A 26049-nucleotide genomic window follows, 5' to 3' on the forward strand; every position below is an offset into this window, starting at 1 on the left:
TCAAACTAAAATATCAGTATAGAGCTCAGAAGCATCTGGCTCTTGATCACTTTGTGCAAAATCTACCGCATCAGCAACAATTGCACGGACCTCTTTCTCAATAGATTTTAAATCGTCTTCGCTCGCCCAATTTTTTTTAAGAATCCGACTTTTTACTTGATCAATCGGATCGTGCTCCTCTTTTATTTTTTGGACTTCTTCCTTTGAACGATATTTTGCTGGATCAGACATGGAATGACCACGATAGCGATAGGTCTGCATATCAAGAATGATCGGTCCTTTACCTGAGCGTGCCCAAGAAATTGCTTTATCAGCAGCTCCTTTTACTGATCGAACATCCATACCGTCAACAACAATACCTGGAATTTCAAAAGAAAGACCACGTCGGGAAAAATCAGTTTCTGCAGATGCACGTGAAACTGACGTTCCCATAGCATACTGATTGTTTTCAATAATATAAACAACGGGAAGCTTCCAAAGTGAAGCCATATTAAAACTCTCGTAAACCTGCCCCTGATTTGCAGCACCATCACCAAAATAAACCAATGTCACATTATCTTTACCAAGGTACTGATTCGAAAATGCCAAACCTGAACCAATGGGAACCTGCGCACCAACAATACCATGTCCCCCATAAAAGTTCTTTTCTTTAGAGAACATATGCATCGAGCCACCTTTCCCTTTGGAAAAGCCACCTTGACGTCCCGTTAATTCTGCCATAACACCACGCGGACTCATCCCAACGGCTAACATATGACCATGATCACGGTAAGACGTAATAACCTGATCACCTTCTTTTGCCGCTTTCAATGTTCCTATAACAACGGCTTCCTGACCAATATAAAGGTGACAAAATCCCCCAATAAGCCCCATACCATAAAGTTGTCCTGCTTTTTCTTCAAAACGGCGAATTAAAAGCATTTCACGATAGGCATCAATTTCTTCTTCTTTTGTAAAATCTGCTATTGGTGCTTTCTTTGTGGTGCTTGATAATGCAGTGCGCGCCGCCGACGCAGAATTTTTTTTAAGTCGTTCTGCCATATTAAACTCCCTTTTATGATTATTTAGGAATAACCTTTACGAACAAAAGTTACAAGCCTTATCAATCGGCTTAAACAATATCATTGCTGATTGTTGTTTAAATTAAGCGATTTTTCATTTACCTTTGGTATCATTTCAAGGTATTAAGATTGTCAATTCATTTGGCTTAGAAAAGTTCAAATTCTTTCGGACATACTCATCCAACATATCTTTTTCTATATGCCCATTGCGTAAAAGAGAAATACGCTTTTCCATGAATATCCGCTCAGCTTCTATTTCATGAAGCTCCTTTTCTAATTCGCTAATATGCTGATTAACTTCACTGCGTGAATACAATCCATACTCACCATGATAAATGTGATAACTGAAATAGCTTAAGACTCCCACCGTCATAAGAGGTAGTACAAAGCGTACTTTGATTGATCGACGTTTCTGCTTTGTCCACATAAAATAGCACAGTCTTTACAGCACAAATTTCTTGATATTTTGCCCAACTATGCATGATTTTGATTAATACCTCATTACCAAATCTACACCAAAATAATTTGTTATTTCAATTTATCCCCCCCTTAATACGATCAAAGTAAGTTGAATGCCTCACTTTTTATATTATAAATATTGGATATCCTCTAATTTGTAGCTTTTTTCCTAAAATTTCCTATTAAAATGAAGATAAAATCAACGGTATCCCCTATGCTTGGTGGTTTTTTCCTAACCAATTCCAATCCTCAAATTGATAACGCTTATCATCACCTCCCAAAACGAAATAAACCCCTTGATTTTGAACAATAATTTTACTCTTCATCCTTACCCACGCTCCTTATGTGTTATTCATAAAGAGATTATTTCTAATTTGATAATATGCGGATTAACCTCACGGTGTAAATACAATTTGTAGCAGCCGTAATAAACGTGAAATTAGGATAGTTTGGAGCCTCCAATAATCCAATGCTATCCACTGCTATAAGCAGAAAAATAATGCACGCCTTAATTAATTTGCGTCTTTTCTTTACCCGTATAAAATAGCATTGCCTTTTTCAATACTTTTACTTAGCTATACATGTTTTTTAATATCTCATATCAAACAAATATAGTACAATAATTTTGCATAATGCAACTTAATTATTTATAAAAATAAAAAGCGAACTGAATTACTTTCTCTTTATTATAAAATTTTTAAAAATCTGTAATCTGATTCCCATCTTTATCCGTAAATCTTCCTCCAAGAATGACTATAAAATCAACAACTGCCCAAATTCCGGTAATTATCAATCCAAACAATGATAAAGATAGAACCAGCATTAAAGCACCAGTCCTAACTTTACCAACCATAAAGCGATGGACACCAAAGATACCTGCAACCCAACAAAGCAGTGCGAACATTATCTTTGTGTTCTCTGTACCTGGTCTCAACAATGGGAAAACAGAACTGACAACACCTCCTTCACAGACAAAATCAACAGCATTACCAATCCTTGGTGGATTCTTTCCCAACCAATCCCAAGTCGCAAACTGATAACGTTTACCATCATCACCCGAAACGAGATAATTTCCTTGATCTTGACTAATAATTATACCTCTCATCTTAATCCCTATAAATTTAAACACTTAAAAATTATTGCGTATATGCCTTTGATAAGAAATCTCAATTTCATAATCTAAATGATCTTATACTTTCATATTTTTTGCTCACAACTATACACGATATAAATCACCCGCATAATGCGCTTGGGCTCCTAGCATTTCTTCAATACGAATAAGTTGATTGTATTTTGCTAATCTATCCGAACGTGCAAGAGAACCTGTTTTAATTTGTCCACAATTCGTTGCAACAGCAAGATCTGCAATGAAAGAATCCTCTGTCTCGCCTGAACGATGAGATATAATGGCACGATAACCTGCTTTATGTGCTACTTCTACAGCATCAAGTGTTTCACTCAATGTACCAATTTGATTAACTTTTATGAGAATAGAATTGCCTACCCCCATTTTGATACCATCACGCAAACGTGCTGAATTCGTTACAAACAAATCATCGCCAACAAGCTGACATTTTTCTCCAATTGTGTCAGTAAGTAGCTTCCAACCTTCCCAATCATCCTCTGCCATTCCATCTTCAATTGTAATAATAGGATAATTTTTCACAAGCTGCGCTAAATAATCTACCTGCTCTTGGGTGTCTCGGCATTTCCCCTCACCTTTATAAAAATACGAACCATTTTTATAAAATTCGGTTGAAGCACAGTCTAAACCAATGGCAATTTGTTCACCTGGTTTATAACCACATATCATGATAGATTCCATAATAAAATCAATTGCTTGATCAGCACTTTTAAATTGAGGAGCAAAACCACCTTCATCACCAACATTGGTATTATAACCCGCATCTTTTAAACGCTTTTTCAATGCATGGAAAATCTCAGCGCCATAACGGATAGCTTCTTTTACAGTAGGAGCTCCTATAGGAATAATCATAAACTCTTGAAAATCAATCAAATTATCAGCATGAACACCACCATTAATAATATTCATCATGGGGGTTGGAAGAATATGCGCTTGTGTACCACCAATATAACGATACAAAGGTAAATTTAATGAATCCGCAGCTGCTTTTGCAACAGCTAATGAAACACCAAGAAGTGCATTGGCACCAAGACGGGCTTTGTTTGGCGTTCCATCCAAAGCAATCATTGCTTGATCAATAGCAATTTGATTTGTTGCATCCCGCCCACCAAGTTCTTCAAGAATTTCGCCATTAACTGCAGCAACCGCTTTTTCAACACCTTTCCCTTGATAGCGCAAACCACCATCACGAAGCTCTATAGCCTCGTGTGCTCCTGTTGAAGCTCCCGAAGGAACCAGAGCGCGACCAAAAGCACCATTTTCCAAATGAACATCAACTTCTACCGTTGGATTACCACGGCTATCAAGAACTTCACGCCCAAAGATATCGACAATTATAGTCATATGTGTTTCCTTATCCAATAAAAGTCTCGATTCATTTATAATGCCCTATTAATGAAATATTTTTTCTCTTCTCAACTCAACTTTTTTGACAGATAATCAAATTCCATTAAAGTCTCAAGCAATCTTTGTAAATCATCAACTTTAACCATATTGGGTCCATCAGAAGGTGCATTATCTGGATCTTGATGTGTTTCTAAAAAAATACCAGCGACCCCAACAGAAACAGCTGCACGCGCTAAAATTTCAACAAATTGACGCTGTCCACCAGATGAAGCCCCCTGCCCCCCAGGTTCTTGAACAGAATGCGTTGCATCAAAAATAACAGGAGCACCAAATGAACGTAAAATAGGCAACGAACGCATATCAGAAATAAGTCGGTTGTAACCAAATGACGTGCCTCGCTCACAAAGCATAACATTCGGATTACCACTGTAAACAACCTTTTTTAAAACATTCTCCATGTCCCACGGCGCTAAAAACTGACCTTTTTTAATGTTAATAACACATTCTGTTTTGGCGGCTGCTACCAAAAGATCTGTTTGACGACATAAAAAAGCCGGTATTTGTAAAATATCAACTGTAGAAGAAACAATTGTACATTGCTCTTCTGTATGCACATCAGTTAATATGGGACAATTAAACTCTTTTTTTAAATCAGAAAAAATGGACATTGCTTTTTCAAGACCAATACCACGTGCCGCCCCCAAAGAGGTTCTGTTGGCTTTATCGTAACTTGATTTATAAACAAACCCGATACCAAGCTGATCGGTAATTGTTTTAATACGACCAGCCATTTCAAAAGCATGATCACGACTTTCCATCTGACACGGCCCTGCAATTAATGAAAGAGGCATTTCATTTGAAAAAATCATATTTCCAACTTTCACACGGGCATTTGGTTTAGTCATTTTATCCCTCAAAAGCAAAGTAATCCAATTTACGCATTAAACCAATCGACTTTGTTCTACAGCGGCTTCAATAAAAGAAGAAAAAAGAGGATGTGGATCAAAAGGACGTGATTTTAATTCTGGATGATATTGAACACCAATAAACCATGGATGATCTACATATTCTATCGTTTCTGGTAAAATACCATCAGGAGACATCCCAGAAAAAATCAAACCACACTGTTCTAACTTATCCTTATAATCAATATTGACCTCATAACGATGACGATGTCGCTCGACAATCTTGGTCATCCCATAAATTTGAGCAATATGACTCTCTTCTTTTAATTCAGCAGCAAAAGCACCAAGGCGCATTGAACCGCCGAGATCACCATTTCTTGTACGTTTTTCAAGAACATCTCCTTTAAGCCATTCTGTCATTAAACCTACAATTGGATTGTCTGTTTCGCAAAACTCACTTGATGAAGCATTCTCAATCTGTGCAATATTGCGCGCAGCTTCTATACAAGCTAATTGCATCCCAAAACAAATCCCTAAAAATGGAACTTTACGCTCTCGCGCAAATTGAATTGCTCGAATCTTCCCTTCTGCCCCTCGTGCCCCAAAAGCACCTGGAACCAAAATTCCATGGGCTTTTTGTAAAGCTGAAACAGAATCTTCTTTTTCAAAAAGCTCCGAATCAATCCACTCAATATTAACCTTCACTCTATTCGCTAAACCACCATGCGCAATCGCTTCAATAAGAGATTTATAAGCATCCTTTAAGCCCGTATATTTTCCCACAACAGCAATCGTAACTTCTCCTTCAGGATGGTGAATACGATGCGTAATATCTTCCCAACGATCCATCTTGGGGGAAGGTGCCGAATCGATTCCAAAAGCGCAAAGAACTTCAGAGTCCAAACCCTCCTTATGGTATGCCATAGGAACATCATAAATTGTTGGCATATCTAATGCCTGAATGACTGCATTGGAGCGAACATTGCAAAAAAGTGATAATTTGCACCGTTCTGTTTCTGGAATAGATCGATCTGCACGTACAAGCAAAATATCAGGAGAAATACCAACTGCTTGCAATTCTTTGACAGAATGTTGTGTTGGTTTCGTTTTTAATTCACCTGCTGAAGGAATATAAGGCATTAATGTGAGATGGACATAAACGACATTTTGTCTCGGTAGCTCATTGCGAAGCTGACGAATCGCTTCTAGAAAAGGCATTGCTTCAATATCACCAACCGTTCCACCTATCTCACACAAAACAAAATCAAATTCTTCATTTCCCATCGTAATGAATCTCTTAATTTCATCTGTAACATGAGGGATAACTTGGACTGTTGCCCCCAAATAATCACCACGCCGCTCTCGTTCAATGATATTGCGATAAATACGCCCTGTTGTAATATTATCTTGGCTATTTGCAGAACGCCCAGTAAAACGCTCATAATGACCAAGATCAAGATCCGTTTCTGCACCATCATCGGTCACAAATACTTCACCATGTTGATAAGGCGACATCGTACCTGGATCAACATTTAAATAAGGATCAAGTTTGCGAAGACGTACGCGATAGCCACGAGCCTGTAATAACGCTGCTAACGCCGCCGCTGCGATGCCTTTTCCAAGGGAAGAAACCACACCACCAGTAATAAAAACATAACGTGCCATGGGCTTATGGTGATAAGCAATTTATAATGATTTTTCCAGCAAAAAATGCAAAAAGAAACAATTTTTCTTCTAAAATAAAAAAGGCGAAAAAAATCACCTTTTTTAAAAAGTCTATGTTTTCTTAAAAAACTATTTTGTACTGTTATCGGGAACTGTATTTTCAAGAACCTGAGGAACTGGACTTTCTGCTTCAGGATTTGTGGACTGTTTCTGTTCCTGCGAAGAATTCGAAGTGCCTCCTAGCTGTTCAAGAATAGAAGGGGAGGACTCACCATCTGACGATGGGACTGATCCTGAGTCTTTATTGGTAGAATTCTGTTCTGAATTAACCGGTATACGCTTTAAGATATCAGAACTAGAATTTGATATATTACTCACCACGGTAAGTCCAATAGACACAACAAAAAAACAACAGGCTAAAATAGCAGTCAAACGTGTTAAAGGGTTTCGAGATCCACGAGTTTTCATCAACCCTGAGCTATTACTCACACCTAGCCCACCACCTTCTGAAGGTTGAATTAATATAACACCAACCAAAGTAATCACAATCAAAAAATGAATAACTATAAGTACTGTTTGCATAAACCCTGCTCTTCAAATAACTCTTTAATAGCTATTTACACATAAATAACGCACAATCCAAGGGGAAACTCAAATTTCTCTGCTATAGTTTACGACAAACATCGCAAATAGTTAAAAAATCAATCGCTTTTAAGCTTGCTCCACCTATCAAAGCACCATTAACATGAGCAATGCTTAAAAGCTCAAATGCATTGGATGGTTTTACGGATCCACCATAAAGCAAACGTATCTTATTGCCTTCATCACCAAAACGAGAGCGCACCCTATCACGAATGAAATGATGTACTTTTGCAATATCTTCTGGAGTCGCTGTGTTGCCGGTGCCTATCGCCCAAACTGGTTCATAAGCGATAATGGTATTCTCTGCTGTTGCATCATCTGGGAGAGATTCTTCAAGCTGCTGCGTGAGAATATCCAGTACTTTATTATTATTACGCTCCTCCAATGTTTCACCAATACATACAAGAGCCACAAGACCTGCTCGCCACGCAGCTTGCACTTTGGCACAGACAATCGCATCATTTTCCTGGTACACTGTACGACGTTCTGAATGCCCAATAATAACATGACTTGCTCCCGCTTCTTTAAGCATAAAAGCTGAAATATCTCCAGTATAAGGACCATGATCATCAAAGTGACAATTTTGTCCTCCCAAAAGGAGATTTTCACCATTCAGCGTATTAGAAGCACGCGATAAAAGCGTTGCTGGAACACAAATAAGCGCCTCAAAAAGATGACCTAGATCAGAGCTAACGCCTGTAGCAATAGCACGCAACTCTCCAAGCGATTCACTCGTTCCATTCATTTTCCAATTTCCAGCAAGAAAAGGCCGAATATTTTGAGACATATTTTCACCTCAAGAGCTTTTACAATACATTGTTTATCTGTAGTTACCAAATTATAAAATGAAAGCAAGTCTTTAAAGCTTGCATCTTTCATCTCTTTATTGCAAATTCCATTACAGCTTTGATAATAACTCATATTAAAAATGGACTTGAACAATGCTTGACATCATAAGAAATGCTACAAATTCTTGGATTTTTAGAATTTTCCTTGCTATTTTACTCTTATGCTTCATTCTTTTATGGGGGGTACCGCAGTTACACAAAAAAAGTGAAAGAGATCTTATTACTTCTGGAAAGTCCACAGTAACTGTCGATGATTATCGTCTTGCACTCGCCGATCAAAGCGCACGTTTAGCATATGCTGCTCATCTTGGACGAATGTTTACAACAAATGAAATGCAGCAATACCAAATTCCTGCTTTTGTATTTAATCAATTACAACAAAATGTACTGCTTGATGAACAAGCACGTAAAATGAAAATAAGTCTTTCAAAAGATACAATAGCTCATACGATTGGTTCTGATAAGATGTTCCAGGTAAATGGCACTTTTGATAAAAACTTGTTTTATAACTATCTTCAGCATTTACGTATTAGTGAAAGTGCTTTTCTTAATTATTACACCAAACAAGAAAAGCGTAATCAGCTTATTGCTGCTTTACTTTCTGATATGAAGGCACCAAATCTCTTTTATAAAGCACTTGCTCTTTATCAAGGAGAAATGCGTATTGCTGATTATCTCGTTATTGATCTAAAAGAAAAGAAAACAATTGCTGATCCTGATTACGAAACATTACAAAAATGGTTTGAAACACATCAAAGTCAATTTCGTGCTCCAGAATACCGTACTGTCTCTTTGCTATCTATGGAACTTAATGATTTTGTAAAACCTAAAGATATCTCAACAGATGAGGCGAAAGCCTATTATACACAAAATGCTTCACGTTTTGTAACGCCTGAAAAGCGTACATTCGAAGAACTGCGATTCCCCTCACGCGAAGAAGCCGATAATGCAGCAAAAAAAATAGCTGACGGATTGAGTTTTGATGAACTGGTAAAAGCTGAAAAAAAGACTCTTAATGACATAAAAAAAGGTCCTCTCGCAGAAAACGAACTTCCTAATCATCTGACATCTGAAATTTTTGAACTTCAACAAGGCCAAGTCAGTCCTGTGATAAATGACTTACAGGGACCTGTTCTCATTCGCGTTACGCATATTGAACCTTCAAGCTCTCTTCCTTTTGAAAGTGTAGAAGAAAATATTCGCCAAATACTTGCCAAAAATCGTGCTACTGATGATATCCGTAACAATTATGCTGCCATTGAAAATGCTCGTTTTGAGGGTGCTTCTCTCAAAGAGTTAGCTGACCAATACAAGTTATCTTTGCGCACAATTACTATTGATAAAACGGGAAAAACGCTTGAAGGTGCAATACTCACGGATTTACCTCAAAAAGATATTTTACTGAATGCCATCTATCAATCAAACGAAGGAGTCGATCTTGATCCTCTCTCTTTTCAAAATGGTGGATATCTCTGGTACAAGGTCGATAAAATTATTCCTTCCCGTGATAAGACACTTGAAGAGGCTAAGCTAGATGTTCTTTCTCAATGGAAAAATGAGGAAATCCAACGTCTTCTTGATGAAAAAGCCCAAAATGCTCTCAAACAGCTCACGGAAGGAAAAAGTCTTGTTGCTCTTGCTCATACCCTTGGTGTTACAAAACAAACAACACCAACCCTCCGGCGTCAAGACTCATCTGAAACCCTTGGCGTTGAAGGCATTAAAGCATTATTTTCCGCTCCCAAAGGTCATTATGGCATCATAAAAGGTCCGGTTGCAACAAACCGTATCATTTATCAAATAAAGACTGTAACCATGCCTAAAGATATCACGTCTCATAATCTTTCAACTGAGGTCCGCGCCAATATAGATATGATGATAAGAGAAGATCTCAAGCTAGAAATGCTACAAGTTGCCAATAAAGAACATCCTTTGGAAATTAATAGCACAAATTATAATCAGATCTTTAACGCTCTCCAATAAAAAGATTGTGCATAATTTTAAGAACTTATTGATAAAGTTTTCATCAGCTCTTCGTCTATAGTTGAAGAGGTAAGACGGATTTCTTGTCTGCATATCTTAGGATCAGCGTTTGTATAATGATTCATTTTCTCGCAAAACAGTGCATGTATGGATTTGCGAGAAAATAGTCAATGGAATGTAGAATCGTTTTTGCAATGCATTAAAAAACATTATCCATCCAAAGGTCGTAAAGGTTGCCGCCCATTAAGCTATAAACATCATCCCTATCGTCATTCATTCATAGCTCATTATATTGCTACTCTTAATATTCATTCATAGGGAGCGTATTGCTTCTTCCTTAAATGATTTCATTTACACATCCAACTTATAATAGATAAAAAAACTATTTTTAAAATTCATTATAAAAATGGAGAAATCTTTTTCTATTCAAGACTCTCATTCAATATAAGAAAAAACGTATTATCATTATAAATCAATATATTCATCAATCATAACAGTCATCAATTATGATGTTATAATTTCTCAAAAATAAGAGTTTTTTATAGACTTATAGACTGCTAAGATAACTTCTCTCATAAAATAGAAATTTCATTTCATTTGCAAATGAGATACAATCAATACATTCAGAGTACTTAAAAGTTCTTCTTCAAACAAACCAATGTATTAAGATTTATCTCATGTTTTTCTTTCTCTGCATCTCACCCATCCAATACTCTGAATAAAACATATTACTGATGAAGAAATACAGCGTATTTTCAAGATCATAAAATTTCTTATTCTTTTGCGTTCATAACAACCAAAACATCAACATTTTTTATAACAAAAAAATGGTTTGGAATCACAATAGCTCCTTTTATCTTCATATGAAAAAATCAGTCTACATGTTACGCATTCCAACGTAGTAATATTTTTTTACAATATCTTTGGAAAATTGCCGCTTATTGCTGCCCTTGTTATCAACCAATAGCGATACATCAATGGCAAAGTTGCACTCTCTTGAAAAATTGCTGCCCCCAGCTGTATAGCTTTTTGAAGAGAAGCTGGTACAATGACCAATGGAAGAAAAGCTGGCTTAAGAACTCTAGGTAAAGTACAAGAATACTCGTAAAATTGGGTATAATGATCGCGCGATAATGCTACCATAGCTTCAACAATACAACCCTTTTGTTGATCGCTGAGACGATGAGATTCCAAATCTTCCCTATTCACTCCTACAGCCTTTAATATATCAGTGGGTAAATAATATTGATATCGTGATTGCATGAATGATAAAAGACGCAATACACCGCTTAATCCTTGAGAAATCCCTCCATGTTCATAGATATCTGTAAACTCTTGTGCAGTTTCAGGATCTAATATCTGACAAGAAAGCTGTAAAATTATGCCTGCTGTCTCACCACAATAATGCTCTAGATCATGAAGTGTTTCTATTGGATTGTGATAAAGATCTAAAATTTGCGCATCACAATAACGTAAAAAAGCTGTCTTAGGTAAATTAAAAAGAGTGATTGCTTTTAATAAATCATTCAAAATCGGATTGTTTCCACTCGTTTGCATTTCACCATGAGCAATAGCATCATACCACCAACGTAACCGTATTTCTCCTATGAGTGGGTCATGTACACTTTCGCGGATACGAGAAACTTCAGCATTAAATACATAAAGAGCAGCCAATGCTTGGCGCTTTTTTTTAGGTGCAAATAAAACCGATATATAGCGATCACGATCTATGGTACGTAAAATATCAAGACAATAAGGAAGAGAGCCTATCATTCTATGAACCTATTAACGTCCCTTTTTTAGCAATTAAATTAATACCCTCTTTTTATTCATATTAAAAAATGAAGGATAAGCAAATACAGTTCAGAAAATAAGATTTTTAAATGTGTCTCTTAACTGTATTATGAATTAAAATTTCTTTTCTAATCCCTTTTCGTTTTAGAAAGAAAAAAATTAAATAAATAATTTTTCTGATAAAACTTATCTTATCGGACTTCAAGTTTTCATTTGCAATAAAAAAGCTAAAAACCAATCGTAACATGCATAGTAAAACTTGAACAACAAACAATGCAAGACACTTTTTCAGTGGATAGATGACAATGTTATTTTATAAAAAATGCACTGATCACAAAAACTTCATCAAATCATTGACCTCCTCCCCATCCTAAAAGACAAAGGCTCTTACCAACACCAATTTGTAAAAAATCCAATTGCTCTCGGTACGTTTCTGTTACTATAAACGCATTGATTTATAATGATAATTTTGTGTTTTGTATGTTAAATTAGAATCCCAAATATCGTAGATATACTTTCATTTCAAACCAATTCCATGTTACATCAATAAAAACTATTCCCTTGCACGTCACAAGCGGAACTGGCTTGTAGGTAAAAACTGTATAAGAAAGAATTAAAATGCCTCTTATGAACCGTCTTAAGTGCCAAGAGCTGATCACTCATGTGATTCATTAGGAACTATGAGCAAACTTTGTCCTGAATACTTGCTGCTGTATTTAAAAAACACTTAATGTGTTAAGTTATGTATATTCTATACCCTTATATCACCGCCTTAAACGACAGTATTTTACAGCGCAGAAAATAATCACACAAGTCTTTCATGCTAGACCAGAGCCTTTGTTTTATTAAACAATACTCTATTCTACCGCAAATAATAACGCCGCAACAGCGCGATCTTCAGCCAATAAAACATTAAATGTACGCACCGCCGCTCCCGTACTCATTGTATCTGATGAAATACGTTTTTCCCATAAAAGCACCCGTAACTCTTCAGGTAATCGTAATAATTCAATTCCAGTACCTATTAATAAAACTTCGATTTCAGAAGCTTCTTCTAAAATACGAGATATATCCCTTTGAGTGGGAACAGGCCCTGCCATCTCAATGCCATAAATACCTGATGGTACACAAATAATAGAACCTCTATGAGACATATCAGCAAAACGAAACCCACCATTTCCATAAGCATCAATAGGTGCGCGACTTGGAAAATGTGCTTCACGAATTTGAATTGCATCGAACATGAATATGCACCTTTTATTTTTGAATAATCCAATTGTCTTTGCTTCTTCTCATCATAAAAATTAAAATAAGGCTGATATAAACATTGATATGTTAAACATAGCCTAGTATTGAAGTAAAAATTTTTATATAATGCCCTAATCTTCTCATACAACAAATATATGAAAATTTGGGAATAAACCGCGGTAAAATGCTATACCTGCTTAAATAAATCTATCTTTTAAAAAGTTTCCTCAGCTTATTTACTCACAAATTGCTTTTTATAAAAACAATGATCTTGTTTAAAAAACAGAAAAAAATTGCGTAATATTCTATAAATAAAACAACTATTTTAATAATCTAAAGAAAACAAAAACTCCATTTTCTGTAGCCACTATAAAAGCCTCTTTTTCAATGAAATTGTCTTGATCTTGCCAAGCTTTTTATAAAAATGCTTAAAAAATGTAATAAACTGCCATTACACCTTAAGATGCATTTTCCTTTGATATAGCTTTTTTCTCTTCAGAGATACTCATATCTTCTTTCGTTGTCGTTTTAGATTTAGACTTTTGTGGTCTTTTTGCTTTAGCATTAAGTTTTGATTTTTTTTCTGCAACCGGCTCACCTTTAACGCGCACATCAGCTAATGTTGAGCGAATAACACGAATATTCATACTCTCACCAATTTCAACCTCTAATTCACCACTCTCGTCGTGAACCTTCGTAACCTTGCCGATAATACCACCACCCGTTATAACTGTATCACCACGACGTACTGCATTAAGCATTTCTTGGCGTTTTTTCATTTGGGCACGCTGTGGACGAATGATAAAAAAATACATAATTGCAAAAATTAAAATGAATGGGACAGCGCTAGCAAATGAAATTCCACCGGAAACATCGCCTGCAACTTGAGCATAAGCGTTCGTAATAAACATTTTTATCTCCTATAGTTAAACCTCAGGTATTTCCCACTCTATTAAAATGAAATTCCGATACAGAAAAAATTCCTAAAGAATTTATCATAAAAAGCAATAACTACATAATCTAATCACAGCTTTACAAAAATACAATAAATCCTTAAGAGGCAGAATACCAAAATACAATGAGAAAAATCTTAAAAAATAGATTCACTTTCCCCTATTGTATATCCTACAATACAAATCTTTTCACTAACTCAATAAATTATACAAGATAATTTTTCTAATGAACAAACTTAATTTATATAGATAATTTATCGTTTTTGATATCAAATGACAGATCTAAATACAATAAAACGCTCTCATTTCAAACCTTCTGAATTAATCAAAACGATTTTCTTGCACGTCACACATATTAAATGAGCCTGTAGATAAAAACTTTTTAAGAAAGGCGTGAAAATATCTTTTTCATGCTTCTCTCAAATGCAAGAGCAATTGGAACACTCAAAGCTGACAAATAGTATGATACTATTGTCTTACACTTTCATAAATACAAAGATGGTAATATCTAACGACCCCAACGAACTACTTTTCTAAAACCAATGATTTTTTGCTGCAATGTTATTAATTTAAGAAAATCAATTGTTTTTCATGAATTTTCTATAAACTGTAAGACTATTCAAATGTAAAAGTCATCAATAAATTAGTTTTCTAAATATTTAAGGGGATCAACAGGTAATGAATTCTTACGCATCTCAAAATAGACACGTGGCGTTTTAACATTTCCTGAAACACCAGATTTAGCAATCTCATCACCGCGTCTTATCCTTTGTCCTTTGTTAACAACAAGCTTACTATTACATCCATAAATAGTGATAATATCATTTTCATGTCGAATCATCACAACATTACCAAGCTCTTTTAGTCCATCTCCCGCATAAATAACCACACCATTTTCTGCCGCCTTTACCGAAGACCCTTCAGGCACTGCAATATCTATTCCTCGATTCATTACTGTTCCCTTTTTTTGACCGAACTGGCTTAATAAACGCCCTCGTACTGGCCAACGCATCTTAGAAATTCCTGTGGCTTGCGGAGTCGTCATATTATCTGTATTCGTAACAGTACTTGACAAACCAGTCTCATGTTTCAATTGCGTCATCTGTTTAGAAAAATTTTTCTCAGAACTTGATTTGTTCATCTTTGCAGAGGGTGGCGTTGTTACAGGAGCTTTATATATAGGAGAGGACTTCTTGTTTTTTATAGAGGACATCACTTGAGATTGGGATGCAGATTCTGTTGTTGACACTGCCCAATCGTTATTATTGTGTGCATTTGAAGCTGCTAATGTACGCCTGCTTGGAACAACAAGGACCTGACCGATATAAATGGAATTGCTGTTTATACCATTTGCTAATTTTAATGCCTCAACACTAACCCCTACTTGTCGTGCAATACTGAGCAGTGTATCTCCGCTCTGGACAATATAAGAATTCCGCCGAAAAATAGGAGATTTATCCATTTGTGAACGAGAAAGTGTTCCAAGATTACGTGGAGGGGAGCCCATAACGCGACCATCAGAAGAAGTTATCCTATCTTGATGTGGAAAATTATAGGGGGAATTATCATCTCCCCACGAATCATCGCTTGATTCCACAGGTGGCAATTCAGTGCTTTGTATCATACCACTACCGTATGATAGCATTCGCGGGTCTGTATACATAGTGCTTGATATATTTGATTGAGATGATACCGTACGATGAGAGAACGTATTGGAAAAACGCTGTGTACCAGAACTACAACCAGCAACAATAGTTACCACCGCTAACAAAGTTATTCTCTGAAAATTATGCTGGAAAATATTATCCAAAGCTTTTAGACACATCGTTTTGCTCACTCATCAATAATCAACTCACTCCATTAAAGCTTTTTTAAATTACCGAAGAGTTAAAATGAGATGTTTTATTCATAAATATCTTTATATAAGATCAAAATGAATTTAACGTAGACAATTCGCAGAAACTTCTTAGCTTTTAAAAATTAAAGTATCTCCGCAATGCCTTTAATAAAAGGTTGGTAACGCACTTGGAACAGTTCTAAACACTCAAATCGACTACCAATTTTTGTATAGCGCGTCACCGTTTGTACCCCTTCGTCAGGTCCTATCGCCTGAATGAGAATTCCATTTTCAGCTAAAAGTTCTAAAAATTCCTTTGGTTCATCAAAACGTGATGGCCAAATAAGAATGCGATCAAATGATCCTAAGCCTGTCACGCTATGACTTCCATCAATCTGCCGTATAACAATATTTTCAATTCCTAAAGTTTGAAATTTTTGGCGTGCTAAATCAACAAGCGTTTTATAACGATCAATCGTTGTCACACGGTCACTCAGACATGCCATAAGAGCAGTACAAAAACCAGATCCTGTACCAATTTCTAAGACACGATGCCTTTTTTTCAACGATAATGCCGAAAGAATTAAGAGTTGTTCTTCCAAACGTTCCATATATTCACCACACTCAAGGGGAATAACTTTATTATCATAAGCACTATTGAACCAAGGAGCAGCAACAAACTGTTGACGCGGAATTTTCTCTAATGCCGAAAAAAATCGCACGTCATCAATGCCTTTGCTACGCATTTTCAGTACAAGAGCGGCTAACTCCTCACGAAATTGTAAAATACCCTTTTGCCCCATAGTATCATTCAATCTCCAATGGAGGTGCACTTTTATCATACTGACAAACTGCTTCTTTTAAAATGGCAAAAACTTGCGTCTGTGTATCATCACCTCTTGGCAATAAACGCATATTGTCTCTCCTTTCGTAAAATTAAGCAGTAATACAGCGCATGCCTCCCATATAAGGTTGTAAAACATCTGGAATAATAATTGATCCATCAGCCTGTTGATAATTTTCAAGTACGGCAATAAGACAACGTCCAACAGCCGTACCAGAACCATTAAGGCTATGAACAAAATGCAATTTTTTATCGCCTTCTTTACGATAGCGCGCATTCATACGGCGACCTTGAAAATCTCCACAAACTGAACAGCTAGAAATTTCACGATAACATTCTTGACCAGGAAGCCAAACCTCGATGTCATAGGTTTTACGCGCTGCAAACCCCATATCACCCGTAGAAAGAACCACTGTGCGAAAAGGCAAACCAAGCCGCTTTAATATATCTTCTGCACATTCCGTCATACGTTCCAATTCAATTAAAGACTGCTCTTCACTGGTAATCGAGACCATTTCAACTTTCCAAAATTGATGCTGACGCAACATACCGCGCGTATCACGACCGGCTGCTCCCGCCTCTGAACGAAAACAGGGAGATAAAGAAGAAAATCGCAGTGGTAAATCTGATATTTCAAGAATTTCATCGTTGACCAAATTGGTTAATGGCACTTCTGCTGTGGAAATAAGCCATCGACCATCTGTTGTACGAAAAAGGTCTTCAGCAAATTTCGGTAATTGTGCTGCTCCGTAAACAATCTCATCACGAACAAGAAGAGGTATTGAGACTTCTGTGTAACCATTCTCATTGACATGCACATCAAGCATAAACTGGCCTAATGCTCGTTCTAGCCGTGCTAATGCCCCTGAAAGTACTGTAAAACGTGTTCCAGACAAACGACTAGCTCGTTCAAAATTCATCTGTTTGAGATCTTGACCAAGATCAAAATGTTCCTTTGGTGTAAAATTAAATGTTGGAGGTGTACCAAAATGTCGAATGACGACATTATCACTTTCATCTTTACCTTCTGGAACATCATCTAATGGAATATTTGGAAGTGCTGAAAGAAGTTTCTCAAGACTCTCCGTCAGCTGTTTTTCTTCCACTGTTGCAGAGGAAAGAAAAGCTTTAATCTCTTCAACTTCAGCCCTAAGACGTTCAGCCATTTGCTGATCCGATACCGCTAAAGCCTGTCCTATTTCCTTTGAAACAGCATTGCGACGTTCCTGCGCCAATTGCACCTTAGCAATATACGACCGACGTGCAAGATCAAGTTGTATTAACCTTTCAGCTTGTGGCTCAAGACCTCTACTTACGAGTGCTTTATCTAATTTCTCAGGATTGTCACGAATCCACTTAATATCAAGCATAAAAATTCCTCATTTATATTGTTTTTATTCATTCCTTATCGCATAAGATTATACACTTTTCTTAAGCGGATTTTCTTCTCTTTTCTATACTGTAAGCAATTAAAATTGAAATCTCGTAAAGTGCTATCGTTGGTAAAGCCACTGCAAACATCGTAAAAAAATCCGACGGCGTTATGATTGCCGCAATAATAAAAGAGAGCAAAATAGCCCATTTTCGTTTAGACGCCAAATCATAAGACGTTAAAAATCCAATTTTTGTTAAAAGACTGATGACAAGAGGTAATTGAAAAATCAAACCAAAAATTAGGATAAATGATGTCATAAAGCCCAAATAATCAGAAATACGCACTATAAACTCTATTTTTAAATGAACATCTGGAAGAAATTGTTGAGAAAGGCTAAACCATAGTATTATTGGCGCTAATAGACCATAAACAAACGCTCCCCCAATACAAAATAAAATAGGCCCCCCAATGAGAAATGGTAAAAAAGCCATCCGCTCATTTTTATAAAGCCCTGGTGCAATAAAACTATAAAACTGAAAAGCCGTATAGGGAAAAGATAAAATAATTCCCCCAAAAGCAGAAAGCTTCATCTTCGTTAAAAAAGTTTCCCATACTTGCGTTGATTGCAAACGAATACCCTCAGGATTACCCCCTGCTATTTTCATTGCCCACTGATATGGCCATAGTAAAAAAATTAAGATATAATCTTTAACAAGAAAACACATCATAAAAGCGATCATAAATGCAACCAAGGCAGCAATAATTCGCTGACGAAGTTCAATTAAATGTTCTAAAAGTGGTGCCATATGGGCATCAACTTCATCTTTCTTAACATTCATGACATATCTTCTTTATCTTTAGAAGCAATAGATACTGTCGTATCTTTATTGGTTACGTTTTGATCGCATTCCAAAATTTCTTTATCTTTTTTTGATTTATGGTGTGTTGCCTTAACATCCAAATTATCGTGGATATCTTCTAATGTATTTTGAATGGGATCAAAAGTCTCTGTCAACTTCTTACTTGAATCGCTAATATTCGAACATGTTTTTTGCAAAGCATCGAGCTCGATTTGTCTTATTGCATCATCAAACTGATGACGCAATTCATTTGCTGTTGAACACATATGAGCTCTTACCTTTGCTACTGTTTTTAATATTTTAGGTAAATCTTTCGGTCCAACGACAATGATGAGAACAAGTAAGATTACGATAAACTCTGGTCCATCAATCCCAAACATCTCTTAATTCGACTTTCTCATCAAAAAATAATGCACAATGATGATTGCGTTTTTGTTACTGTTTTTTAGCAACAGATGTTTTGCGTTTTTTAGAAGCAGAAGAAACCTTTCTGCGCGCTGTTGCATGTTTTACCGATAACGGCTGAGATTGTTGTGATTCTACATCAATTATTTGGGAAGTAGGAGCCATTTCAACTTTATCCTCAATGCTGTCATCTTCTTCCTTCATATTTTTTTTGAAGGCTTTAATTCCCTTAGCAACATCGCCCATTAATTCAGAAATTTTACCGCGACCGAAAAGCACAAAGATAATCAATAAAATTACAATTAAATGCGTTGGTGAAAAAATATTACCCATTACTCTCTCTAACTTATGCTTTTAAATTTGATTTCATTTATTCATGCTTCCTCTGAAGAATGTATCAAATATAATATCTTACTTGTATATTTTCTTCTTAACTTAAAAACAATTACACGCTTTTATTGCAAAAGAACTTTTTATCCTCTCATCCCTTTTTAGCGTACTATAACACAAACCATTCAACAATGATAAACCGCCTCATACAAAATTCAAAACACTTAAAAACTTTTCTAAAATAACTTCATCTGATTTCCTAGGTTACTCATCTTCCTGTAAATACTATAGCTAATGTCTCTCCTTTTACACAATGTTTTACGTATCATTACAAACATTTCCGTCAAATTATCCTTTACTGATAAAGATCATAACATGTTGTAAAACACTTTACGTATTCAATTAAAAAATTCAGAAAGAAAAATCTCTAAAAAACTTTCTTAACACATCATCAGTCTCTTCAAAAACGATCATCTTACGCACAACATTTATTCTTTGCGTTGGGGTAGGAATTTTATCATTCATTATTCTATGTACAATACGAAATATGAGCCATCATCGCGTTCAGTTAAATATCTGGCGTGTAAGTAAAAACTATTAGCGGAAAGAGTAAAAATGCACTTTATGAACCAACTCAAGTGCCAAGAGGTATGGCAATACTGCTAAAAAATAAAAAAGGTACCAGCTTGTGCCTTTATTCAGTAAAATACCTCCATATAACCAGCTCTCTAAGCCACTGTATGCTCTAACTATTACAAGTCTCCGGATTCTGGGCATGCGTTCTCATAATATCATGTGTTTAACCTATCTCAGTATTGAAAACAGAATGGGCATGAATAGAAAATTACATTCAATCAAAAGCATGGTATAGAAGCATAATCCATATAAAAAGAATTTCTTATCCTAGCCTTTTTTATAAGATTACCTCATAAAGCCGCTCGATAATACAGTGTTAGAGATAGATAAACCTATTTACTTTAGTTTAAAATTCCTCATTTTGATTGAGATAGCTTGCAGAGCACATATCAATTTTCAAAAGTTTTATTTTAGCATCATACACAATAACCTAGCTATTTAGCGTGTATAATGTAAAGCTTCGGCTCCGCTTAAAACAATGAAATTCATTCACACTTTTACAAAAATCTATCACTATAACACCAGCACTTTATTGCTCTATCCATAATTTTACGCTTGCTAAAAAACTTATAAATGTAACAATGTTTTTATCAAGCATTTGAAATTCTTTAATCTTTAAACAAAATGAATTTGAAAGATACCCTTCAATTTTTCAACAAACTTCACTAATATTCTCGTTAATTGAGTTTTTTTATAGTTTTCCTGAAAGAGTCCGCGGTCATAAAAAAATTCTCTTACAACATAAATATCTCTATTGAAATGTTTGATCTCTTCTTGTCTATCTTTCATATAAAAAAATTAAAATTTTAACGATTAATCTCATTATATAAAAATAGCTCTGTGAATAAATGCTCTGATGACATTAATATTTTTTCTGTAGTGTATAATGTGGGAGTGAGGGTATTGTTTGATTTCTACAAGAGTATTTTTATGGATATCAATTCTATTATTCTATGCTAATAATCCGGTACAGTTATACATATGATAGAGTTTACTCCATGAATTATCGGCATATTTATCATGCTGGCAATTTTGCTGATGTTTTTAAACACATTATTGTCACTCGCATTGTAGAATATCTCAAACGCAAAGAAAAAGCTTTTCGCGTTATAGATACGCATGCTGGAATCGGTATTTATGACCTTTCTTCTTTAGAAGCACATAAAACAGGAGAGTGTCGCGAAGGTGTCCAACGACTTTTTTCAACTCCTATCCCAGAAGATTTAAGAACACTCCTTTGTCCATGGTGTGATATCATTGATGCCCTCAATAAAGGGGAAAAAGAAATTGTATTTTATCCTGGATCTCCTGTTCTTATTCGTCAATTATTACGGAAACAAGATCGCCTCACCGCAATAGAATTGCACAATGAAGATTATCATATTTTAGCAAAAAACTTTGCAGGAGATTATCAAACAAAAGTTCTGCATTTAGATGGTTGGCTTTCCTTAAATGCTCATGTACCACCAAAAGAAAAACGTGGGTTTATCCTTGTTGACCCTCCCTTTGAAAAAACTGGAGAGTTTTCCCGCCTTATTGATGGATTAACGAAAGCCTATCGTCGCTTTTCTGGAGGAATCTACGCTTTATGGTATCCTGTTAAATATGACAAAGAAATTGAAAGTTTTCTTCACGCGCTTTATCAAACCGGAATTCCTAAGATTCTACAGCTTGAAATGCGTATCCGAAAAAGTTCAAGTCCACCGACAATGAATGGAAGTGGTATGATTATTATTAACCCTCCCTACCTTTTGGAAGAAGAAATGAAAAAACTCAGCCCCTTTCTTATCAACCGTCTGGGACAAGATGAAAATGCCCAAATAACGCATAAGTGGCTTCAAAAAGAACATCTGTTATGTTAGATCTTTCTCTGATATTTTTTCTAAATCAAATATCATGTTGTAAAATACAAAGGCATTAAATGATAAAGTTCTTTGATTCTTTGGATAATACCAACATATTATAATGGTAAGCTAATAACGATCAGCGTGAATTAATTTTTTTCCTTTTAGAAAGTCTATCCTCTTAATCATCATGGATTTCTTATTTCAATCATTTTAATGGATAAATTGGGCAAATTCATAAAGCTGTCTTAGAATAACAACTCTCATATTTTTTATGAAAGATCGGCTCTCTAAAATCATACTCTTATGTTATAAGATATTATTTATAGAAAAAAATTATAAAGACATAAATAATCATTATTTAATAAAAAAGAATATTTCATATATTAAACAAACAACATATTCGTAACAAACGGAATGGTCCTGAAAAATAATACAAATTGTCCGCAAAATGAACGGGAAAAACTTTCTTTTCTCTCTAATGTTACATGGCATAATGCCAATCAAAGCAATGAGAAAAATCAGTTCCAAGGTATCAAATTCATACAAGAGTTTGTTAGACACCTTCCGCATAAGCCAGGGGTTTACCGGATGATTGATGAAAATGGTGATATTCTTTATGTTGGCAAAGCCCGTAATCTCAAAAAACGTGTTTCAAACTATACACGTGAACAAGGACACAATAATCGTATTACCCGCATGATTCGTGCAACATATCATATGGAGTTTATCGTCACCCATACAGAAACAGAAGCACTCCTTTTAGAAGCCAATCTCATCAAAAGATTGCATCCACATTTTAATGTACTCCTGCGTGATGATAAAAGTTTCCCTTATATTATGATTACAGATGATCATCGAGTGCCTGCACTTTACAAACATCGTGGTGCTCGAACACGAAAAGCTCACTATTTTGGTCCTTTTGCTTCTGCTGGTGCAGTGACACAAACAGTTCATGTTTTACAACGCGCCTTTTTATTACGAACCTGTACTGATTCAGTTTTTGAAAACCGTACACGCCCCTGTTTGCTTTATCAAATTAAGCGATGTTCTGCACCTTGTACTCATGAAATTAGTGACAGTGATTATAAAGAACTGGTGAAAGGAGCAAAAGCGTTCCTTTCGGGAAAAGATCAATCTATTAAAAGCGATATGGTTCAAGCTATGCATAAAGCCGCAGAAAATCTTGATTTTGAACAAGCAGCTTCCTATCGTGACCGCTTATCAGCCCTTTCTCACATACAAAGCCATCAAGGTATTAATCCTCAAACGATAAAAGAAGCGGATGTATTTGCAATTGCGCAAAAAGAAGGAATGACCTGTATTCAAGTGTTCTTTTTTCGCATGGGGCAAAATTGGGGAAACCGTGCCTATTTTCCTAAAGCAGATCCCTCTTTTTCCCGTACTGAAATTTTAGCGAGTTTTCTTGCCCAATTTTACGATGATAAACCACTTCCCAAAAGCATCCTTTTATCTGAAGAAATTGAAGAAAAGGCACTTCTTACAGAAGCATTTAGTCTCAAAGCAAACCACAAAGTATCCCTCTCTTTACCTAAACAAGGTGAACGGAAAACTCTTGTTAATCGTGCCTATCTCAATGCTCATGAAGCACTTGAACATAAGCTTTCTGAAACAGCCACCCATACAAAATTGCTTCAAGGTCTTGCTAAAACATTCCAACTACCTGTTCCTCCACGCCGGATAGAAGTCTATGACAATTCTCATATCATGGGAACAAATGCTGTAGGGGCTATGATTGTTGCTGGTCAAATGGGATTTATTAAAAATCAATATCGAAAATTCAACATTCGCTCAACAGATATCACGCCTGGCGATGATTTTGGCATGATGAAAGAAGTGATTAAACGAAGATTTTCACGCCTTATCAAAGAGTATGATCTGCCAAATAGAAGTCATGACATAAAAGATGATGATCTTTTTCCCATTTGGCCTGACCTTATCTTAATCGATGGTGGTGAAGGACAAATCAACAGCGTACATGCAATACTTGCTGAATTACAATTAAATGATCTCTTCACAGTTGTTGGAATCGCCAAAGGTGTTGACCGTCATGCGGGACGTGAACGATTTTTTATAAAAGGTATTCCCCCCTTTACACTTCCTCCACGTGATCCTATCCTCTATTTTTTGCAACGTCTGCGTGATGAAGCACACCGTTTTGCGATTGGAACTCATAGGATAAAACGAAAGAAAGCAACATTCAAAAACCCACTTGATGAAATCGAAAATATTGGTCCGACAAGAAAGCGTGCATTGCTTCATCATTTTGGAAGTGCCAAAGCTGTTGCTAGTGCCTCATTTGAAGATTTAAAAAAAGTTACGGGAATTTCTATGACAATTGCACAAAAAATTCATAACCATTTTCATGAAAAATAGGCTTGTTTCATAACCTTCGCCTTGTTACGTTTAGGAAATATATTCTCTTTCACAAGAATTAAAAATGGCTCCATGAAAAATCATACTTTTTCTTTTCCAAATATTTTAACTTATGCACGAATTGTTGCAGTCCCAATGGTTGTTGCATGCTTTTTTTTAGAAGGGCGACTACAATCAAGTGATATCACTCGCTGGATTGCTGTTTCTATTTTTATCGTTGCATCCATTACTGACTTTCTTGACGGTTACCTTGCTCGTATTTGGGAACAAACATCCAATATTGGTCGCATGTTAGATCCAATTGCCGATAAACTTCTCGTCTCTGCTTGTTTGCTCTTGCTTGCCGCAGACAGTACCATCGCTGGGTGGACTCTATGGGCAGCTATTATCATTCTTTGCAGAGAAATCCTTGTATCAGGATTACGTGAATATTTGGCGGAGTTAAAAGTTAGTGTTCCTGTCTCTCGTCTTGCAAAATGGAAAACTTTTGTACAGATGATCGCTATTGTATTTCTTTTAGCTGGACCAGCCGGTAATAAAATTTTCCCTTACACAGTAGAGTTTGGCATTACTATGCTGTGGATTTCTGCCCTCCTTACATTGTGGACAGGGTGGGATTATTTTCGTGCAGGTTTAAAACACGTTATCCTATGAATAGTATGGAATTTTATAATGATGATTTATCTTTTTGTACTTAAATAAGAGATGAGAATAGCATAAGATTGATTTATTTTTATTAATGATAGATCAATAAAATGCTTTTTTGCACATTACAAATAAGGGAGACGTGTAGATAAAAGCTATTCAAAAAAGAGTAAATAGCCTTTATATTTTCGTAAAAGCAGCTGCAATATTAAAAGCTAAAAAAACGATTAATGCTCCATATGCTTTCAAAAAAATCTATAATCTCATAAGCAAAAAACCGAAATATAGTGTTTCGGATTTTTGCTTCTTATATACGCTTTATTATTATAAACGCTTTATTAACCAACAATTTCTGCCTCAGAAAACCAAAAGGCGATTTCTGTTTTTGCCGTTTCAGCACTATCGGATCCATGGACAGAATTTTCGCCAATCGATAAAGCATGAACCTTACGAATTGTCCCTTCTTCTGCATCACTAGGATTCGTAGCCCCCATTACTTCACGGTTTTTAGCTATTGCATTTTCGCCTTCCAAAACTTGTACAACGGTTGGACCAGAAGACATGAATTCAACCAATTCACTAAAAAAAGGGCGTTCTTTATGAACAGCATAAAATTTTTCAGCCTCACGTTTACTCATCCAGACACGTTTAGATGCAATAACACGTAGCTCCGCATCCTCAAGCATTTTAGTAATTTCGCCAGTCAAATTACGACGGGTTGCGTCTGGTTTAATCATCGAAAAAGTACGCTCTAAAGCCATTTAACCACCTTTATTTCATTTATAATATTCTCTAGCCATTTCTATAGCGAGCAAGGAGCCCTTTGC

At 35.9% G+C, this 26049-nt stretch carries 22 protein-coding genes; 4 read left to right on the plus strand and 18 right to left on the minus strand.

The features are described from left to right. The 8 genes from pdhA to tpiA form a co-directional block, all read right to left on the minus strand. The gene (pdhA, locus tag ACFIMI_RS01340) at nt 1-1041 is read right to left on the minus strand and encodes a pyruvate dehydrogenase (acetyl-transferring) E1 component subunit alpha (RefSeq protein WP_375628974.1); all 1041 of its coding nucleotides are present in this window, start codon (nt 1039-1041) and stop codon (nt 1-3) included. A gap of 135 nt (nt 1042-1176) precedes the next feature. Further along, nucleotides 1177-1488 carry a septum formation initiator family protein gene (locus tag ACFIMI_RS01345; RefSeq protein WP_375612902.1) on the minus strand — a complete coding sequence of 104 codons (312 nt, stop codon included), beginning with the start codon at nt 1486-1488 and terminating at the stop codon, nt 1177-1179. A 729-nt stretch (nt 1489-2217) separates the two neighbouring features. Continuing rightward, a complete protein-coding gene (locus ACFIMI_RS01350; protein ID WP_375612903.1) occupies nt 2218-2625 on the minus strand; it encodes a TM2 domain-containing protein in 408 nt (135 codons plus the stop codon). Between the two features lie 111 nt (nt 2626-2736). Further along, nucleotides 2737-4008: a phosphopyruvate hydratase gene (gene eno, locus ACFIMI_RS01355; protein WP_375692186.1), complete on the minus strand. Its 1272-nt coding sequence runs from the start codon at nt 4006-4008 to the stop codon at nt 2737-2739. A gap of 71 nt (nt 4009-4079) precedes the next feature. Next, a complete protein-coding gene (gene kdsA / locus ACFIMI_RS01360; protein WP_273791141.1) occupies nt 4080-4916 on the minus strand; it encodes a 3-deoxy-8-phosphooctulonate synthase in 837 nt (278 codons plus the stop codon). Nucleotides 4917-4952: 36 nt separating this feature from the next. Next, nucleotides 4953-6581, minus strand: a complete 1629-nt coding sequence (locus ACFIMI_RS01365) for a CTP synthase (RefSeq protein ID WP_375631768.1) — start codon at nt 6579-6581, stop codon at nt 4953-4955. 129 nt (nt 6582-6710) lie between these two features. Further along, entirely contained in the window at nt 6711-7163 is a 453-nt protein-coding gene (gene secG, locus ACFIMI_RS01370; protein WP_375612906.1) for a preprotein translocase subunit SecG, read from the minus strand. A gap of 82 nt (nt 7164-7245) precedes the next feature. Further along, complete coding sequence (gene tpiA / locus ACFIMI_RS01375) at nt 7246-8010, minus strand: triose-phosphate isomerase (protein WP_375612907.1); 765 nt, start codon at nt 8008-8010, stop codon at nt 7246-7248. Between the two features lie 154 nt (nt 8011-8164). Here tpiA and ACFIMI_RS01380 point away from each other — a divergent pair, with 154 nt between their 5' ends. Beyond that, the gene (locus ACFIMI_RS01380; RefSeq protein WP_375631766.1) at nt 8165-10054 is read left to right on the plus strand and encodes a peptidyl-prolyl cis-trans isomerase; all 1890 of its coding nucleotides are present in this window, start codon (nt 8165-8167) and stop codon (nt 10052-10054) included. 912 nt (nt 10055-10966) lie between these two features. On the opposite strand, the gene ACFIMI_RS01385 is transcribed toward ACFIMI_RS01380, so the two are convergent. From ACFIMI_RS01385 to tatA, 9 genes are all read right to left on the minus strand, one after another. Beyond that, nucleotides 10967-11827: a phytoene/squalene synthase family protein gene (locus ACFIMI_RS01385; RefSeq protein ID WP_375611260.1), complete on the minus strand. Its 861-nt coding sequence runs from the start codon at nt 11825-11827 to the stop codon at nt 10967-10969. Nucleotides 11828-12705: 878 nt separating this feature from the next. Beyond that, nucleotides 12706-13092, minus strand: a complete 387-nt coding sequence (locus ACFIMI_RS01390) for an Mth938-like domain-containing protein (protein WP_375611259.1) — start codon at nt 13090-13092, stop codon at nt 12706-12708. 462 nt (nt 13093-13554) lie between these two features. Then, nucleotides 13555-14007 (minus strand): preprotein translocase subunit YajC, encoded by a 453-nt coding sequence (yajC, locus tag ACFIMI_RS01395; protein ID WP_375628961.1) that lies wholly within the window; start codon nt 14005-14007, stop codon nt 13555-13557. 685 nt (nt 14008-14692) lie between these two features. Further along, on the minus strand, nt 14693-15874 hold the full coding sequence (locus ACFIMI_RS01400) for a peptidoglycan DD-metalloendopeptidase family protein (protein ID WP_375611257.1): 1182 nt from the start codon (nt 15872-15874) through the stop codon (nt 14693-14695). Nucleotides 15875-16029: 155 nt separating this feature from the next. Next, a complete protein-coding gene (locus ACFIMI_RS01405; RefSeq protein ID WP_273791164.1) occupies nt 16030-16689 on the minus strand; it encodes a protein-L-isoaspartate(D-aspartate) O-methyltransferase in 660 nt (219 codons plus the stop codon). Between the two features lie 133 nt (nt 16690-16822). Continuing rightward, entirely contained in the window at nt 16823-18100 is a 1278-nt protein-coding gene (gene serS, locus ACFIMI_RS01410; protein ID WP_375612912.1) for a serine--tRNA ligase, read from the minus strand. A 61-nt stretch (nt 18101-18161) separates the two neighbouring features. Beyond that, entirely contained in the window at nt 18162-18944 is a 783-nt protein-coding gene (tatC, locus tag ACFIMI_RS01415) for a twin-arginine translocase subunit TatC (protein ID WP_375637380.1), read from the minus strand. Continuing rightward, nucleotides 18941-19345 carry a twin-arginine translocase subunit TatB gene (locus tag ACFIMI_RS01420; RefSeq protein WP_375612914.1) on the minus strand — a complete coding sequence of 135 codons (405 nt, stop codon included), beginning with the start codon at nt 19343-19345 and terminating at the stop codon, nt 18941-18943. Before ACFIMI_RS01420 ends, tatC begins: the two co-directional genes overlap by 4 nt. 55 nt (nt 19346-19400) lie before the next feature. Then, nucleotides 19401-19703 carry a twin-arginine translocase TatA/TatE family subunit gene (tatA, locus tag ACFIMI_RS01425; protein WP_375652271.1) on the minus strand — a complete coding sequence of 101 codons (303 nt, stop codon included), beginning with the start codon at nt 19701-19703 and terminating at the stop codon, nt 19401-19403. 1631 nt (nt 19704-21334) lie between these two features. On the opposite strand from tatA, the gene ACFIMI_RS01430 reads away from it, so the two are divergent. From ACFIMI_RS01430 to pgsA, 3 genes are all read left to right on the plus strand, one after another. Beyond that, on the plus strand, nt 21335-22198 hold the full coding sequence (locus tag ACFIMI_RS01430; protein WP_375612916.1) for a 23S rRNA (adenine(2030)-N(6))-methyltransferase RlmJ: 864 nt from the start codon (nt 21335-21337) through the stop codon (nt 22196-22198). 399 nt (nt 22199-22597) lie between these two features. Next, nucleotides 22598-24577, plus strand: a complete 1980-nt coding sequence (uvrC, locus tag ACFIMI_RS01435) for an excinuclease ABC subunit UvrC (RefSeq protein ID WP_375677784.1) — start codon at nt 22598-22600, stop codon at nt 24575-24577. A 72-nt stretch (nt 24578-24649) separates the two neighbouring features. After that, the gene (gene pgsA / locus ACFIMI_RS01440) at nt 24650-25231 is read left to right on the plus strand and encodes a CDP-diacylglycerol--glycerol-3-phosphate 3-phosphatidyltransferase (protein WP_273723320.1); all 582 of its coding nucleotides are present in this window, start codon (nt 24650-24652) and stop codon (nt 25229-25231) included. 329 nt (nt 25232-25560) lie between these two features. On the opposite strand, the gene ndk is transcribed toward pgsA, so the two are convergent. Continuing rightward, nucleotides 25561-25983: a nucleoside-diphosphate kinase gene (gene ndk, locus ACFIMI_RS01445; RefSeq protein ID WP_375652273.1), complete on the minus strand. Its 423-nt coding sequence runs from the start codon at nt 25981-25983 to the stop codon at nt 25561-25563. Between the last annotated feature and the right edge of the window lie 66 nt (nt 25984-26049).

It is taken from the genome of Bartonella sp. AP4SXKL (assembly GCF_042195845.1).
Classification (GTDB): domain Bacteria; phylum Pseudomonadota; class Alphaproteobacteria; order Rhizobiales; family Rhizobiaceae; genus Bartonella.

What these genes read in the sequence shown, in the direction of transcription:
- ACFIMI_RS01345 (WP_375612902.1), bottom strand. Translation starts at nt 1,488, where the DNA reads ATGTGGACAAAGCAGAAACGTCGATCAATCAAAGTACGCTTTGTACTA.
- ACFIMI_RS01420 (WP_375612914.1), bottom strand. Translation starts at nt 19,345, where the DNA reads ATGTTTGGGATTGATGGACCAGAGTTTATCGTAATCTTACTTGTTCTC.
- ACFIMI_RS01405 (WP_273791164.1), bottom strand. Translation starts at nt 16,689, where the DNA reads ATGGGGCAAAAGGGTATTTTACAATTTCGTGAGGAGTTAGCCGCTCTT.
- pgsA (WP_273723320.1), top strand. Translation starts at nt 24,650, where the DNA reads ATGAAAAATCATACTTTTTCTTTTCCAAATATTTTAACTTATGCACGA.
- eno (WP_375692186.1), bottom strand. Translation starts at nt 4,008, where the DNA reads ATGACTATAATTGTCGATATCTTTGGGCGTGAAGTTCTTGATAGCCGT.
- ACFIMI_RS01390 (WP_375611259.1), bottom strand. Translation starts at nt 13,092, where the DNA reads ATGTTCGATGCAATTCAAATTCGTGAAGCACATTTTCCAAGTCGCGCA.
- ACFIMI_RS01365 (WP_375631768.1), bottom strand. Translation starts at nt 6,581, where the DNA reads ATGGCACGTTATGTTTTTATTACTGGTGGTGTGGTTTCTTCCCTTGGA.
- ndk (WP_375652273.1), bottom strand. Translation starts at nt 25,983, where the DNA reads ATGGCTTTAGAGCGTACTTTTTCGATGATTAAACCAGACGCAACCCGT.
- secG (WP_375612906.1), bottom strand. Translation starts at nt 7,163, where the DNA reads ATGCAAACAGTACTTATAGTTATTCATTTTTTGATTGTGATTACTTTG.
- kdsA (WP_273791141.1), bottom strand. Translation starts at nt 4,916, where the DNA reads ATGACTAAACCAAATGCCCGTGTGAAAGTTGGAAATATGATTTTTTCA.
- ACFIMI_RS01430 (WP_375612916.1), top strand. Translation starts at nt 21,335, where the DNA reads ATGAATTATCGGCATATTTATCATGCTGGCAATTTTGCTGATGTTTTT.
- yajC (WP_375628961.1), bottom strand. Translation starts at nt 14,007, where the DNA reads ATGTTTATTACGAACGCTTATGCTCAAGTTGCAGGCGATGTTTCCGGT.
- tpiA (WP_375612907.1), bottom strand. Translation starts at nt 8,010, where the DNA reads ATGTCTCAAAATATTCGGCCTTTTCTTGCTGGAAATTGGAAAATGAAT.
- pdhA (WP_375628974.1), bottom strand. Translation starts at nt 1,041, where the DNA reads ATGGCAGAACGACTTAAAAAAAATTCTGCGTCGGCGGCGCGCACTGCA.
- ACFIMI_RS01400 (WP_375611257.1), bottom strand. Translation starts at nt 15,874, where the DNA reads ATGTGTCTAAAAGCTTTGGATAATATTTTCCAGCATAATTTTCAGAGA.
- uvrC (WP_375677784.1), top strand. Translation starts at nt 22,598, where the DNA reads ATGGTCCTGAAAAATAATACAAATTGTCCGCAAAATGAACGGGAAAAA.
- serS (WP_375612912.1), bottom strand. Translation starts at nt 18,100, where the DNA reads ATGCTTGATATTAAGTGGATTCGTGACAATCCTGAGAAATTAGATAAA.
- ACFIMI_RS01380 (WP_375631766.1), top strand. Translation starts at nt 8,165, where the DNA reads ATGCTTGACATCATAAGAAATGCTACAAATTCTTGGATTTTTAGAATT.
- tatA (WP_375652271.1), bottom strand. Translation starts at nt 19,703, where the DNA reads ATGGGTAATATTTTTTCACCAACGCATTTAATTGTAATTTTATTGATT.
- tatC (WP_375637380.1), bottom strand. Translation starts at nt 18,944, where the DNA reads ATGAATGTTAAGAAAGATGAAGTTGATGCCCATATGGCACCACTTTTA.
- ACFIMI_RS01350 (WP_375612903.1), bottom strand. Translation starts at nt 2,625, where the DNA reads ATGAGAGGTATAATTATTAGTCAAGATCAAGGAAATTATCTCGTTTCG.
- ACFIMI_RS01385 (WP_375611260.1), bottom strand. Translation starts at nt 11,827, where the DNA reads ATGATAGGCTCTCTTCCTTATTGTCTTGATATTTTACGTACCATAGAT.